The organism is Malaciobacter marinus (assembly GCF_003544855.1).
Classification (GTDB): Bacteria; Campylobacterota; Campylobacteria; order Campylobacterales; family Arcobacteraceae; genus Malaciobacter; species Malaciobacter marinus.
On sequence record NZ_CP032101.1, the window covers coordinates 687836 to 702541 of the forward strand.

The 14706-nt window shown below is 26.9% G+C and carries 15 protein-coding genes; 14 read left to right on the forward strand and 1 reads right to left on the reverse strand.

Annotation, left to right across the window (positions count from 1 at the left end):
* Positions 1-282 precede the first annotated feature (282 nt).
* The 9 genes from AMRN_RS03410 (at position 283) to AMRN_RS03450 (ending at position 9177) form a co-directional block, all read left to right on the forward strand.
* Entirely contained in the window at positions 283-1038 is a 756-nt protein-coding gene (locus tag AMRN_RS03410) for an SDR family NAD(P)-dependent oxidoreductase (RefSeq protein ID WP_099310954.1), read from the forward strand.
* Complete coding sequence (locus AMRN_RS03415; protein WP_099310953.1) at positions 1035-1472, forward strand: nuclear transport factor 2 family protein; 438 nt, start codon at positions 1035-1037, stop codon at positions 1470-1472. The genes AMRN_RS03410 and AMRN_RS03415 overlap by 4 nt, the downstream gene beginning before the upstream one ends.
* Positions 1465-2721: an MFS transporter gene (locus AMRN_RS03420; protein ID WP_099310952.1), complete on the forward strand. Its 1257-nt coding sequence runs from the start codon at positions 1465-1467 to the stop codon at positions 2719-2721. The genes AMRN_RS03415 and AMRN_RS03420 overlap by 8 nt, the downstream gene beginning before the upstream one ends.
* Positions 2722-2786: 65 nt before the next feature.
* Positions 2787-3308: a lipocalin family protein gene (locus AMRN_RS03425; RefSeq protein ID WP_099310951.1), complete on the forward strand. Its 522-nt coding sequence runs from the start codon at positions 2787-2789 to the stop codon at positions 3306-3308.
* On the forward strand, positions 3305-4540 hold the full coding sequence (locus tag AMRN_RS03430; protein ID WP_099310950.1) for an NAD(P)/FAD-dependent oxidoreductase: 1236 nt from the start codon (positions 3305-3307) through the stop codon (positions 4538-4540). Before AMRN_RS03425 ends, AMRN_RS03430 begins: the two co-directional genes overlap by 4 nt.
* The gene (locus AMRN_RS03435; protein WP_099310949.1) at positions 4537-5283 is read left to right on the forward strand and encodes a DUF1365 domain-containing protein; all 747 of its coding nucleotides are present in this window, start codon (positions 4537-4539) and stop codon (positions 5281-5283) included. The genes AMRN_RS03430 and AMRN_RS03435 overlap by 4 nt, the downstream gene beginning before the upstream one ends.
* Entirely contained in the window at positions 5284-6507 is a 1224-nt protein-coding gene (locus tag AMRN_RS03440) for an SAM-dependent methyltransferase (RefSeq protein ID WP_099310948.1), read from the forward strand.
* Entirely contained in the window at positions 6504-7046 is a 543-nt protein-coding gene (locus AMRN_RS03445; RefSeq protein WP_099310947.1) for a DUF3833 domain-containing protein, read from the forward strand. The genes AMRN_RS03440 and AMRN_RS03445 overlap by 4 nt, the downstream gene beginning before the upstream one ends.
* 79 nt (positions 7047-7125) lie before the next feature.
* Positions 7126-9177, forward strand: a complete 2052-nt coding sequence (locus AMRN_RS03450) for an ATP-dependent helicase (RefSeq protein WP_099310946.1) — start codon at positions 7126-7128, stop codon at positions 9175-9177.
* Here the strand turns inward: AMRN_RS03450 and AMRN_RS03455 are convergent.
* Positions 9174-10601 carry a GGDEF domain-containing protein gene (locus AMRN_RS03455; protein WP_099310945.1) on the reverse strand — a complete coding sequence of 476 codons (1428 nt, stop codon included), beginning with the start codon at positions 10599-10601 and terminating at the stop codon, positions 9174-9176. The two genes, AMRN_RS03450 and AMRN_RS03455, sit on opposite strands and share 4 nt — an antisense overlap.
* 413 nt (positions 10602-11014) lie before the next feature.
* Between AMRN_RS03455 and soxC the strand changes: the two genes are divergently transcribed.
* The 5 genes from soxC to soxZ are packed head-to-tail and all read left to right on the forward strand — an operon-like array spanning position 11015 to position 14704.
* Positions 11015-12352, forward strand: coding sequence for a sulfite dehydrogenase (soxC, locus tag AMRN_RS03460; protein WP_099310944.1), 1338 nt, complete (start codon positions 11015-11017; stop codon positions 12350-12352).
* Positions 12321-13514 (forward strand): c-type cytochrome, encoded by a 1194-nt coding sequence (locus AMRN_RS03465; protein ID WP_099310943.1) that lies wholly within the window; start codon positions 12321-12323, stop codon positions 13512-13514. Before soxC ends, AMRN_RS03465 begins: the two co-directional genes overlap by 32 nt.
* Before the next feature lie 15 nt (positions 13515-13529).
* Positions 13530-13883 (forward strand): sulfur oxidation c-type cytochrome SoxX, encoded by a 354-nt coding sequence (gene soxX, locus AMRN_RS03470; RefSeq protein ID WP_099310942.1) that lies wholly within the window; start codon positions 13530-13532, stop codon positions 13881-13883.
* Between the two features lie 13 nt (positions 13884-13896).
* Positions 13897-14349 carry a thiosulfate oxidation carrier protein SoxY gene (gene soxY, locus AMRN_RS03475; RefSeq protein WP_099310941.1) on the forward strand — a complete coding sequence of 151 codons (453 nt, stop codon included), beginning with the start codon at positions 13897-13899 and terminating at the stop codon, positions 14347-14349.
* Between the two features lie 52 nt (positions 14350-14401).
* On the forward strand, positions 14402-14704 hold the full coding sequence (gene soxZ / locus AMRN_RS03480) for a thiosulfate oxidation carrier complex protein SoxZ (RefSeq protein WP_099310940.1): 303 nt from the start codon (positions 14402-14404) through the stop codon (positions 14702-14704).
* The last annotated feature ends 2 nt before the right edge of the window (positions 14705-14706 follow it).

Below are 14706 nucleotides of genomic sequence, written 5' to 3' on the forward strand. Positions count from 1 at the left end.
ACTATTTGTTAACTATTTGTTGAGATTTAGTTAATACTATACTGTTATAATTTTTACAGAAATAAGCAAGATACGGACTTACTTATTTTCCAGTAAAAATAGACAGCGAATTAGAAGTTTTCCGACAACTAATTTTTTATGTTTCCTTGTGTGTAAAAAAGGCCTTCTTTTGAAGGTCTTTTTTTTTGCCCAAAAAATCCAAATATTAACTAACAAATATTAACTACTAAAAAACTTTATATGATTATATTATAACTCAATGCTTGAAATAAAGGACATGCTATGTCTAGAAAAATTTGGATAATTGGAGCTAGCAGTGGAATAGGTTTAAACCTTGTTTTACTTTGGCTTGAGAAAGGCTATAGTGTTATAGTTAGTGCAAGAAGTGCTACTAAATCAAAAGAGTTAATATCATTGATGGGAAAATATCCTTCTAAATTAACTTTAATAAATATTGATGTGAGTAATGAATCTTCAATTAAAGATTCCCTTGAAAAAATAAAATCACAAGAACACAAAATAGATTTACTTTTTTATAATGCAGCTGTTTACAATACTTTTGATTTAGATAATTGGAATATCAAAGATTTTGAGCAAATGGTTGATATTAATTATCTAGGAGCTATTAGAGTAATATCTATTCTAAAAGATTTTTTTCAAGAGCAAGGTTTTGGTAAATGGATATTTAATTGTAGTTTATCTAGTGATTTTGGACTTCCTTATGGGGGTGCTTATAGTGCTTCTAAAGCTGCACTTGTAAATATTTTACAATCAATTCATCCAGAATTAAAAAGAAAAAATATAGAACTTCAAATTATTAATCATGGCTTTGTAAATACAAGACTTACTAAAAAAAATGATTTTGAAATGCCTCAACTTTTAGAACCTATTGATGCTGCTAAAATAATTGCTTCACAAATAGAAAAAAACAAAGGCTTTGAGATAAGGTTTCCTTTTAAACTGGCACTATTTTTAAAACTTCTAAAAATTTTACCTTATTTTATTTCATTAAATATTACAAAAAGGCTTTTAAAATGAAAAATAAAGACTATTTAAAAGCATATTGTGAGTTTTTTGAAACTATAAATAAAGATACACAATTTGAAAAATATAACTATTTTTTTGATGAAAACTCTATTTTTCAAGACCCTTTTCAAAAAGTTGTAGGTGTAGAAAAAATTTATGAAGTTTTTCAAGATATGTATGAAGTTTTATATGAAGCTAAATTTATAGTATTAAGTCATAGTTGTGATGAAACACAATCTTTTATACATTGGATTTTTGAGTATAAAACAAAAAAAGATTCAGATTTCAACTCATTTGAGGGAGTAAGTATTGTAAAGTTTAATGATAATGCAAGGGTTTCTTCACATGTAGATTATTGGGATGCTGCAAGTAATATTTATGAAAAAATACCTTTATTAGGTTTTATTTTAAGACTTATTAAAAAAAAGATAAGTATAAATGAATAAAGAACTTTCAAAATTAAAACTTTTTTCATACTCATTATTTGCTATTCCTTTAGCTATTTTAGGTTTACCTTTATATATTTATCTTCCAACTTTTTATGCAAAAGATGTTGGAATTGATATGGCACTAGTAGGAGCTACTCTTTTAATTGCAAGGGTTATTGATGTTTTTACTGATCCTATTATTGGAAGATTAAGTGATAAATATTTTAAAAGATATGTTTTTATAATAATTGGTTCAATAATAGTGTTATTTTCATTTTATTTTTTAACTCATCCTCTAAGTAATGCAAATGCTTTTTATTTGTTTATTTTTTCAGTACTTATTTATACTGGATGGAGTTTATTAACTATTCCATATTTTAGTTTAAGTGCAGAGATAAGTTTTAACAAAAATCATAATAATCTTCTAGCTTCAAGTAGAGAGTTTTTTACGATAATAGCTGTTGTTCTAGCTTTATTTTTACCCTATTATTATAATATCTCAAAAGATGAACAAAAATCTTTACTTTTAATGTGGGAGTTGGTGTTATATTTACTTCCCATTCTTTTGATTTTTTTAGTATTTGGAACTAAAAATACACAAAAAATAGATGCAGATATAACAATAAAAGAATCATTTGTATTCTTGAAAGAAAATAGTTTCAAATTTAGAAAACTCTTTTTTGCTTTTTTTATAAATAACATTGCAAATGCTATACCTGCAACTTTATTTATACTTTTTGTAACTTATGTATTAAATGAAAAAGATTCAATTGGAGTACTTCTTTTAGTATATTTTTTATCAGGGGTTTTAGCTTTACCTTTTTGGTATTATATTTCTAAAAGATTTGGTAAAAAAAATAGTTGGATTTATTCTATAATCTTAGCTTCACTAGTTTTTTTATATGTTCCTTTTTTATCAGAAGGTGATTTTGTACCTTTTTTGATTGTATGTATTATCTCAGGCTTTAGTTTAGGTGCAGATATGTTTTTGCCCTCATCAATTCAAGCAGATATAGCACAAGAGTTTACAAAACAAAATAGTCAATTTACTGGAGTTTTATTTAGTTTTTGGGCTATGCTTACAAAATTAGCACTTGCAAGTGCGGTGGGAATTACTTTTATTATTTTAGGAGTTTTTGGTTTTGATTCAAATCCTCAATCCTCAACTTCACAACTATTGTTATCTTCTTTATATGGTTTCTTTCCTATAACTTTAAAACTTCTTGCTGTAGTATTTATTCTAAAATCAAAACATCTTAAATATTAACTGACTATTTATAAGTACAAAACAGCACTAATTTACAATAAAATAACCATACAGGAGAAGAAAAGATGTTTTATAAGTTATTAATAATCATACTCTTTACATTAAATGCAAATGCATTAGAACCAGTAAAATTTGCAAGTATAGATAAATTTAGTGGCTTATGGTATGAAATAGCAAGAACACCAAACTTTTATCAAGAAAGCTGTGTTGCTTCTAGTGTGGAGTATGTTTTACAAGAAGATAACACATACAATATTTATAATAGATGTTTTGAAAATGAAATAGGTGGAAAGCTTATTGAATATTCAGGAGTTGGAAAAACAGCTTCAAAAAACAAAAAATCAATTTCTAAAATTGATATGACATATTTTTGGATTTTTACTAAAAGATATAATATTGTTTATATTGACCAAGACTATAAAAATGCAGTTGTTAGTGATGAAGATAAGAAAAATATTTGGATTATGAGCAGAACACCTAAGATGAAAAAAGAGAAATTAGATTTTATTTTAGAAAAACTTAAAGCTCATATAGATTTAAATAGATTGATATTTACAAAACAAGATAAACAAGGAAGATATAAATGAAAATAGCAGTTATAGGTGCAGGAATTAGTGGATTAGCAAGTGCATATTTACTTAGTAAAAAACATGAAGTTGATCTTTATGAAAAAGAGTCAAGATTAGGTGGGCATGCAAGAACTACAATTGTACAAGAAGATGATAAGGAGTTTGGTGTTGATACTGGCTTTTTAGTTTTTAATCATGAAACATATCCACTTTTAACTAAGCTATTTAAACAACTTGGTGTAAAAATTGAAAATAGCGATATGAGTTTTGGTTTTTGGGATAAAAAAACAAATGTAGCTTATAATGGTGATTCTTTAAGTGGATTGTTCTTTCAAAAGAAAAATATTTTTTCATATAATCATTATAAAATGATAATGGATATTTTAAAGTTTAATAAAAAAGCAAATAAAGATTTAGAAATAAATCATGAAGACTTAAATAAAAACCTAGGAGAGTATTTATCTATTTTTTCTGATGTATTTAAACAAAGATATATTTTGCCTATGGGTGCTGCTATTTGGTCAACACCTGATACAAAAATGAATGATTTCCCTGCTAGAACTTTTCTTCAGTTTTTTAAAAATCACGGTTTACTTGGAGTTGGTACTCATCATCAATGGTTAACTGTAAGTAATGGCTCAATAAATTATGTAAAAAGAATATCAGAATATATTTCTGGAAAAATTGTAATTGATAGTAACATTGTAAAAGTAAAAAGAGAAAATAATAAAGTAGTTTTAGAAAATAGTGTTAATGATACTTTTTTTTATGATAAAGTAATATTTGCTTGTCATGCGCCACAAGTATTAGAGCTTTTAGAAGATGCAAGTGATGATGAAAAAGAGATTTTATCTTGTTTTTTATATAAGCAAAATAAAGCAGTATTACATACAGATAAGAATGCTTTGTATCCAGATAAAAAAATCTATGCAGCATGGAACTATACAAATAATAAAGATAGAACAAGTGTTAGCTTATCATATTGGATAAATAGATTACAAAATCTAAAAACAAAAAAAGATTATTTTGTAACTTTAAATGAAGATTACAAATTTCAAGATTATATAGAAGAAGTTTCATATGAACATCCTCAATTTGATAGGAAAGCAATACAAGCACAAGAAAAAAGAGATTTAATAAACGGTAAAAACAACAGTTACTTTGCAGGTGCATACTGGAGATATGGTTTCCATGAAGATGGATTATATAGTGCAAATACAATTGCAAAAGAGTTTGGATGTGAATTATGAGTCATCAGTTTTTAGAAGGAAAGATATATCATAAAAGGTTTGAGCCAAAAGTACATGAGTTTACTTATGGTTTTTATCTTTTAGATATTGATTTAGGTGATTTTCAAAGTTTAAAAAATCAAAAATATTTTTCAATAAATAGATTAAATCTCTTCTCATTTTATGCAAAAGATCACTTTGGAAAAAATAATGATTTTATACAAAATGTAAAAGAATTACTTGAAAAATTTAAAATAGATGAAGAAGATGTAAGTTTAAGATTTATTACTCTTCCAAGAATTTGTAATTTTGTATTTAATCCAATAAGTTTGCTTTTAATAATAAAAGATGAAAAACCTATTTATATGTTAGCAGAAGTACATAATTATAATGGTGGAAATATAATATATGATTTGAAACTCCAAGAAGATGAAGACAATAAATATAGTGCAGTTATTACAAAAGATATGTATGTCTCACCATTTTTTAATAGAGATGGAACATATTTTTTCACCTTAATTTTAAAAGAAGATTTTTTAAGTTTAAAAATTGATTATCATGAAAAAAAAGAAAAAAGCTTAACAGCTGTTTTTAGTGGTAAACCTTTGACGTTTAGTAGTAAAAACATCTTAAGGCTTTTTTTTAAGTACTGGTTTTTAACAATATTTGTTGTTACAAGAACACTTTGGCACTCTTTAAAACTATATAAAAAAGGTCTAAAGTGGCATAGTCCTACAAAGCAAGATGAAACAAGGAGATTTTAGATGAAGAAGTTTTGGGAAAAGTTTGGATATGGCTTTTTATCAAAAATTGAAAAAGGCACTTTAGAAGTTGTTTTTTCAAATGGCAAAAAAGAGATTTTTGGAGATAGTTTTAATCCAAAAGCTACACTATATATAAAAAATAATAATTTTTTCAAAAAAGTTATGTTGTATGGAGATATAGGTTTTGCTGAAAGTTATATGGATGAAGACTTTGAAACAAATAATCTTACAAATCTAATTTCTATTGCTTTATTAAACTCTAATAAACTAGGCTCATTAAGTAGTGATGAAAAAAATAATAAACTAATTAATCTACTTCCTCAGTTTAATAGAATAAAACATATATTAAGAAAAAATTCAAAAAACAATTCAAGAAAAAATATTTCAGAACATTATGATTTGTCAAATGATTTTTTTAAACTTTTTTTAGATGATACGATGATGTATTCAAGTGCAGTTTTTGAAAATAAAGATGAAGATTTATTTGAAGCACAAAAAAGAAAAATATCATTACTTGCTCAAAAACTAAGAATAGATGAAAATTCACATGTTTTAGAAATAGGTTCTGGATGGGGTTCAATGGCATTACATCTTGCAAAAGAGAGAAAATGTAAAGTAACAACAGTAACTTTAAGTAAAGAACAAAAAGCCTTATGTCTAAAAAGATTCAAAGAAGAAAAAATTGAAGATGCCATAGAGATTTTACTAAAAGATTATAGAGATTTAGATGGCAAGTATGATGCAATAATAGCTGTTGAGATGTTTGAAGCAGTTGGAAGAGAATATTTTGATGTTTTTTTCAAAAAATGCCAAGAGTTATTAAAGCCAAGTGGTGTTTTAGCAATGCAAGTTATTACTATGCCAGATTGTAGATATGAACACTATTGTAAAAGTACTGATTTTATTCAAAAATATATTTTCCCAGGAGGTCATCTTCCAAGTGTAGGAAAGATTTTAGATGTTACTTCAAAGCATACAAGATTGAATTTATTGCATATGGAAGAGTTTACAGAAGATTATGCAAAAACATTAAATATTTGGCATGAAAATTTTATAAATAAACTTGCTGAGGTTAAAAAATTAGGTTTTGACAACTATTTTATTAGAATGTGGAAAATGTACTTAAACTATTGTGAAGCTGCATTTATTACACGAAATATAAATCTTGTTCAATTAGTATTTTCAAGGGATCAAAACATCTATTTAAATAAAGGATTAGTATGAATTTAAAGATATTTTATACACTAGGATTTTGCTTTTTTTTAGGAGGTTGTGGATCTATGAAGATTAGTGATTTTAATAACACTACTCCCAAGTTTGTACCCCAAGACTATTTTGATGGAAAACTTACTGCTTATGGTCTAGTGAAAAATAGAAGTGGAGAGATAATAAGAACTTTTAAAGGTGATTTAGTAGGAAGTTGGGATGAAAATGGTGTTGGAACTTTAGATGAAAGATTTGTTTATAATGATGGAGAAAAACAAACAAGAGTTTGGACGTTAAAACCAACTTTAGATGGTAAATACATAGGTACAGCAGGTGATATTGTAGGTGAAGCTACAATGTTAGTAAATGGAAATACGGTTATGATGGATTATACTATGGAAATCCCTTATAATGGCAGTACAATTAATATTGATGTGAAAGATTGGTTACACTTGCAAGAAGATGGTGTAATAATAAATCATTCAAAAATGAAGAAATTTGGAATAACTGTTGGAGAACTTGTAATTACTATAATAAAGGATTTTCCTAAGAACTAATTAGTTGAAATAAATGCAAAGTATTTTTATGATAATATTCAAAAATGATTAAACTTACACATAAAAATGAATTCAACTAATGCCTTTATCAAATTTAAACAAAGAACAACTAGAAGCTGCAACTTGTGAACCTGGATATAACCTAATAATCGCAAGTGCAGGTACAGGAAAAACCTCTACTATTGTTGGAAGAATTGCAAACTTAATTAATGCTGGAACAAAACCAGATGAAATTTTACTATTAACTTTTACAAACAAAGCAGCAGCTGAGATGGTACAAAGAGTTGCAAAATTTTTTGGAAAAGATATTGCTGCAAAAATTATGGCAGGTACTTTTCACTCTGTTTCATATAAGCTACTTAAAAAACTTGAAATAAATATTAATTTAAAGCAACCAAATGAGCTTAAAACACTATTTAAATCTTTATATGAAAAAAGAGTATTTTATAATAGAGATGATGAGGCAAATCCATATGATGGTGGCTATTTATATGATTTATATTCTCTTTTTCTAAACTCAAACGATGGTGAAGAGTTTGGAGAGTGGATAATGACTAAAAATGCTGCACATGAACTTTATACTCCAATTTATGAAGATGTAGTTTTAGAGTTTGATGATTTAAAGAAAAAATATGGTTATGTAAATTTTGATGATTTATTGGTTCTTATGTTAAATACTTTAAAAGAGAATGAGTTTGATTTTAAAGAAATTTTGGTTGATGAGTATCAAGATACAAACCCTTTACAAGGAAGATTACTTGATGGCTTTAAACCAAAATCATTATTTTGCGTTGGAGATTATGATCAAAGTATTTATGCCTTCAATGGTTCAGATATTGGAATTATTTCGACTTTTTCGACAAGATATCAAGGTGCAAATGTATATACACTTAGAAAGAATTATCGTTCATCAAGACCAATTTTAGATTTAGCATCAAAAGTAATAGAATACAATGAAAGAATCTATGAAAAAAATCTTCAAGTAATGAGAAATGATGTAGATATTAAGCCAAAGTTATTAGCTTTTAATGAACTCTTTGGTCAATATGAGTATATTTCAAAACTTATATCTCAAAGTAGCACACCACACAATGAAATTGCAATTATTTTTAGAAATAATTCAAGTGCTGATGGTATAGAAGTAAACTTAAGAGAGTTTAGTATTCCTGCAAAGAGAAAAGGTGGAATGTCTTTTTTTGATGCAATGGAAGTTAAATTTATAATTGATATTTTAATGCTACAAATATCTCGTAATGATATGATGGCTTTTATTCATTTAATAGAGTATGGAAAAGGTATAGGAAAAGCAATTGCAAAAGATATTTTTGATGCACTAGTGAAATTAGGACATGGAAGATTATTTGATGGATTGTTTAATCCAGATGATAAGATAAAAAATCCATATGAATCAAGTAAAGTTAAAAATATTCAGTTGGGTTTATTTGATGATTTTATAGAGCTTGGAAGTTTAGCTAAGTTTAAAGATTGTGGATTTGAAGAGAGATTTTTATCAAATCCAATACTAAAACATCCAAAACTAAATGTTGAGGGTGCAAACTATTTGTATGATTTTTACAAGTTATTAAAAGAGTTAAAAAGAGTTAAAACACCAAGTTCTCAAATTGAGCATATTTTTAAAAGCCCACTTTTTAATAGAGTTAAAGAGATATTATCTACAAAAAGAGCGACTCAAAAAGATGGTACAGTAAATTTAGAACTTAAAAATAACTCCATTTCAAAAATAAATAGAAAAGCTGTTCTTTTAAAAAGATTATCAACACACTACACAGAACTTTCAAAGTTTATTAACTCAATGGTTTTAGGTGGAAGTGAAATGAGTGAGGGTGATGGTGTAAATTTACTTTCAGTACACGCAAGTAAAGGTTTAGAATTTAAAGAAGTTTATGTAATTGATTTAATGGATGGAAGATTTCCAAATAGAAAGCTTATGAGCAAAGGTGGAAGTTTAGAAGAAGAAAGACGACTATTTTATGTAGCAGTTACAAGAGCAAAAGATATTTTGTATTTAAGTTATGCAAAATATGACAGAATTAAAAAAATAGATTTTATACATTCACCATTTTTAAAAGAAGCAGGATTGATAAAAGACGCAGCTAAGAGTGAAGATTAGATAAGGTTTAATCTACTTCTTACTCTATTTTTACCAGAGTTCTTTGCACTATAAAGATGTGTATCTGCTTTTTGTAGCATTTCATCAATAGTTGAACAATTTTTTATATCACTTACCCCAAAACTAGCTGTTATATTAATATTTTTATCTTTTATTACAATATTAATATTTTCAATACTTTTTCTAATTTTATTGGCAATTTTTATTGCTTTATCTAAGTTTGTATTTTTTAATACTATTGCAAACTCTTCCCCACCTAATCGTCCAAAGATATCATCTTCAATAATATTTTGTTTTACACATTTACTAAAAGCAACTAATGCTCTATCACCTAAATCATGTCCGTAAGAATCATTTAATCTTTTAAAGTTATCAATATCAATCATTATTACACAAAGATCATTTAAGTTCTTATTTGTTTGTGAAAAAATATTTTGAGCATGCATAAAAAAATGTCTTCTATTCATAGTCTTTGTTAAAAAGTCAGTATGTGCTAAATCATATAGTTTTAAATTTACTTTTTCTAACTCTTTTAATGCAGAGCTAATTTGTAAAGTTCTTTCTTTAACTCTATTTTCAAGATTATTATTATGTTCTTTAAGAGTTTTTTGATAAATATATGTTGTATAAAATAGAAGTATTAAAAATAGTATTAAAAAAGCACAAAATATAAATATTGTATTCTCTCCTTCTTTCATAAATAAAGTCTTATTTTTTAGTTTTAAAGAGAATAAATAATGGCTTTGTTGACTATAAAAAGATACTTTTGTAGTTATATTTTGTATATCTATTTTTGTATTTAAAAATACTTTATCAAAAATCTTAGAATTAGATATATAATTATTATTCGAATAAATATGTTCATCAATTAAAGCTATTTTTTCAAAATTTAAAGCTAAGTTTTTCAGTTCTTTATTGCTGATTTGTTTAATTGTATAAATAAAAAAGTCTTTATTTATAACTTTTTTATTTATAAAAAAAAGTTCTGAATTTATATTTACAACAATTCCAAATGTTGGTAAATTAGAAAATGAGTTTAAAATCTTTTTTTCTAGATGTAAGATATTTTTTATTTTATGATTAGGATTTATCTTTTTTAAAACTATTTTAGAGTTTTTTTCAAACATTAAAAAATCTAAATCAAGAGTTTTCATAATAAAATCTGTTTTTTCAAGATTACTTTGTCTTAAGATATTTTTATAGTTTTTATTTAAGTTTATAAGATAGTCAATTTTCTTTTCATTTTCTAAAAGTTTATTTTCAATATTATGAACAAATGTTTCTAAATGTTTTAAGTTTTCTATCTTTTCTATGTTTATATATTTTTTCATTATTGTAAAGTAGCTAAAAAGTATAAATGTAATAGTTAATAAAGAGATTGTTATTACAAATAATATGGTTTTATTTTGTATGATTTTTTTCACTATTATTTTACTCTTGATATGGTGTGATTTGATTTGAATTTATAATATTACCATAAAAATCTAAAATTACTATAATTTATAGGTAAATTAATAAAATAAATTTCAATTGTGTTTAGTTAGGAAAACTATTTTGTCATTTTTCTAGTTAAAGACTAAAATATGCATATAAAAAAACTAATTTTATTTTTTAATAAAAGAAATTACTATAATAATTCAAAATTATATTTAATATAATTTTATAATATGATTCTATAAGCCCCTATTTTATTGCTACTTTAATGCTACCAATAAATATTATACTTGCAAAGTGATAAGAAAAATCAATGTTTCTAGTTAGTTGCTTGTAAATTTCAATAATAAATATATAATTGTAATTTTCTAGCTTAATTGTTGCAGTTTAAAGAGGGGAGCACATGAAAAACAGTAAGGTTATTAAGATGCGTAATCTTGATGTTAGTGAGGTAAAAGAGTCTTCCAGAAGAGACTTCTTTAAGAAGAGTATCTTGTATTCAGCAGGTGCATTGGGAGCAGGTTCATTTCTTTCACCTACAATTGCAAGTGCAAATGAAAAAGAGATAATGCAAGAAGCTCAATGGAGTACAAAACTTGGTGATCCAATAAATAAGAATTTATATGGTTTACCCTCAGCATATGAACATAATAATATAAGAAGAACTCATGATTTGTTATCTTCTGGTGATGCATATGCTTCTATATCAATGTGTCCAATACATGAATCAGAAGGAATTATTACACCAAATGGTTTATTTTTTACAAGAAATCATGGTGGAACTGCGCAAGTTGATCCAAATAAGTGGAGACTTATGATTCATGGTAAAGTGAAAAAGCCAATAGTTTTAACTTTAGATAAATTAAAAAAATATCCAAGTGAAACTAGAATATATTTTATTGAGTGTCCTGCAAATGGAAGTCCAGAGTGGAGAGGTCCTCAGTTTAATAGCTTACAGTTTATGAAAGGAATGATGAGTTCTGCCCAATGGACTGGAGTAATGTTAAAAACTATCTTAAAAGATATTGGACTTGAAAAAGATGCAGTTTGGATGCTAGCTGAGGGTAGTGATAATGCAAGTAATCCAAGAACAATTCCTGTTGAAAAAGCACTTGATGATGTGATGGTAGTATGGGCTCAAAATGGTGAAGCTTTACGTCCAGAACAAGGCTATCCTGTAAGACTTATTGTTCCAGGTTGGGAAGGTAATTTAAATACTAAATGGCTAAAAAGATTAGAGTTTTCTAATAAACCTTGGCACTCAAAAGAAGAGACTTCAAAATATACAATGCTTCAAGAATCAGGTAAAGCTATTAGATATTTTTGGGTTAATGAAGTTAACTCTGTAATTACTTCACCATGTCCTGAAAAGCCTTGGAGTGATCTAAAAAAAGGCGATTTAGTTGAAATTGAAGGACTTGCTTGGTCTGGAAGAGGAACAATTAAACATGTTGATATCTCTTTAGATGGTGGTGATAATTGGGTTGAAGCAGATTTAAAAGGACTTGTTTTACCAAAATCATGGACTAGATTTAGTTATATCATAAAATGGAAAGGGAAACCTTTATTATTAGCAAGTAGAGCAACTGATGATATGGGATATGTACAACCAACAATTGATGAAGAAACTTCTAAAGTTGGAGTAGAGTCTATTTATCACAGAAATGCGATAGTAACATGGGGAATTACAAAAAAAGGGGAGTGTAACAATGTACAAATTAGAAAACATAAAAAATCATAAAAATACGCTTCTAGGTTTTGCTTTTGCCATGCTTACAGCTAGTAGTTTAGCTTTTGCTAAAAGTGATATTGCTGTTGATGGAGGGAAAATTTATCCTACAAAAGATGGAAAATATACTCTTTATCATCAAAATTCACAAGATATAAAAAATTTTGATTTTGGAAGAAAAGCAACAAAAGATGAGATAAAAGCTTGGAATGTGGATGTTATGCCAGATGGAACAGGACTTCCAAAGTATGATACAAAAAGTGGAAAACCTGTATTAGATGAAGATGGAAATCCTAAAGTTGCACAAGGTAGTGTAGAGTGGGGTGAAGAAGTTTATGATGATAAATGTGCAAGTTGTCATGGAGAGTTTGGAGCAGGAGGTAAAGGTTATCCTACTTTAGCAGGTGGTTCTAAAGACTCTTTAAAACTGCAAAGATTAAATCCAGCACATATGAATCCAAATCCACAAGGACCTTTTAAAACTATTGGTTCTTATTGGCCATATGCAAGTACTCTTTTTTGGTATGTTCAAGACTCTATGCCTTATACAAATCCAAAAAGTTTATCAAATAGTGAAACATATGCACTAGTAGCATATTTATTATCTGTAAATGGAATAAAAATAGATGGTAAAGAGCTTGATTATGAATTTGTTTTAAATAAAGATAACTTTTCAAAAATAAAAATGCCAAATGAAGATGGTTTTTATCCTAAAGTTGATACTCCTAAAAACCCTAAACAAGGCGTGGAAAATATGAGAGAATTCTTTATAAATGCAAAAGCTTATGGTCTTGGAAAAAGATGTATGAGTGATTGTATTAAAGAAGATGTAAGCAATCTTGTTATGAAAGTTAAAAATGATTTATCACAAGATGCAAATCAAGTTTTATCAACAAAAAGAGATTTACCAAAAACAAAAGATAATCAAACTTCAAGTATAGGAAAAACAATTTATGAGTCTAAATGTGCAGTTTGTCATGGAAATGATGCTATTGGAGCACCTGTTTTAGGCGATAAAGAAGAGTGGGAAGATGTTTTACAAAAAGGTATAAAAACAGTTTATAACAATGCTTTAAATGGAATAAATGCAATGCCACCAAAAGGTGGACATATGGATATTTCAGATGAAGATATTAAAAAAACAGTTGATTATATGATTGAGTTAAGTAAATAAGAAAGGAGAGGTATTATGAAATTAAGTAAAAGTTTATTTCTTGCATTAGTTGCATTTACAGTTTTTTCTGTAAACGGTTTTGCTTCTAATAGTGAGCTAATAAAAGAGGGAGAAAAGATTTTTAATACAAAAGATCTTGGTAATTGCTTAGCATGTCATGCTGTAAATGAAAAAGAGGTTAATGGTCCAGGAACAATGGGACCAAAGCTTCAATATTTATCAGCATGGCCAGAAGATGCGTTGTATCAGAAAATCTATAATCCTTATACAACAAATCCTATTTCTGCAATGCCTGCATTTGGTAAAAATGGTTGGTTAAGCCATGAACAAATACAAGCATTAGTTGCATATTTAAAAACAATAAATTAATAAAGGAAAAATGATGTTAGAAAGAAGAAAATTTTTAGGACTTAGTGTATTGGCATTTGGTGTTGCTACTGCGCCAGTTAATTTAAGTGCAGTAAACTTTAGAGAAACAAAACCAAATCTTTGGAAAGCAACAAAAGTTGATGATGCAATAAAAGAGCTATTTGGTACTACAACTGCAACAAAGGGAAAAATAAAACTTAAAGCTCCTGATATTGCAGAAAATGGTGCTGTTATTCCTGTATCTTTTGAAACAGATTTAAAAGCTTCAAAAATAGCAGTTTTTCAAGATGCAAATCCAGAAAGTGCTGTTGCTGTATTTGATATACCTGATAATGCAATTATTGATTATGGTATTAGAATTAAGATGGCTGAAACAGGAACAGTTACTGTAGTTGCACAAGAAAATGGAAAACTATATAAAGTTTCAAAACTAGTAAAAGTAACAATTGGTGGATGTGGTGGTTGATTTTATTCAACTTTTAATTAACAAATAATATCAATATGAAAAGGGATGTAAAATGGCAAAAACAAGAATTAAAGCAAAAGAAAAAAAAGGTGTTGTAACTGTAAAAACTCTTTCAAAACACCCAATGTTAAGTTATGTAGAAGCGAAAAGAGCTAAAAAAGAAGTTAATTTTATTACACATTTTATGGCAGAAGCTAATGGAAAAGTAGTTTATGAAGTGTCAACTTCACAGTTTTTATCAAAAGACCCTTATATGAAGTTCAAATTCACAGGTGCAAAAAAAGGTGATGAAATTACTATTACGTGGGTTGATTTAAAAGGTAACAAAGACGTAAGTACAAAGAAAATTAGATAAAT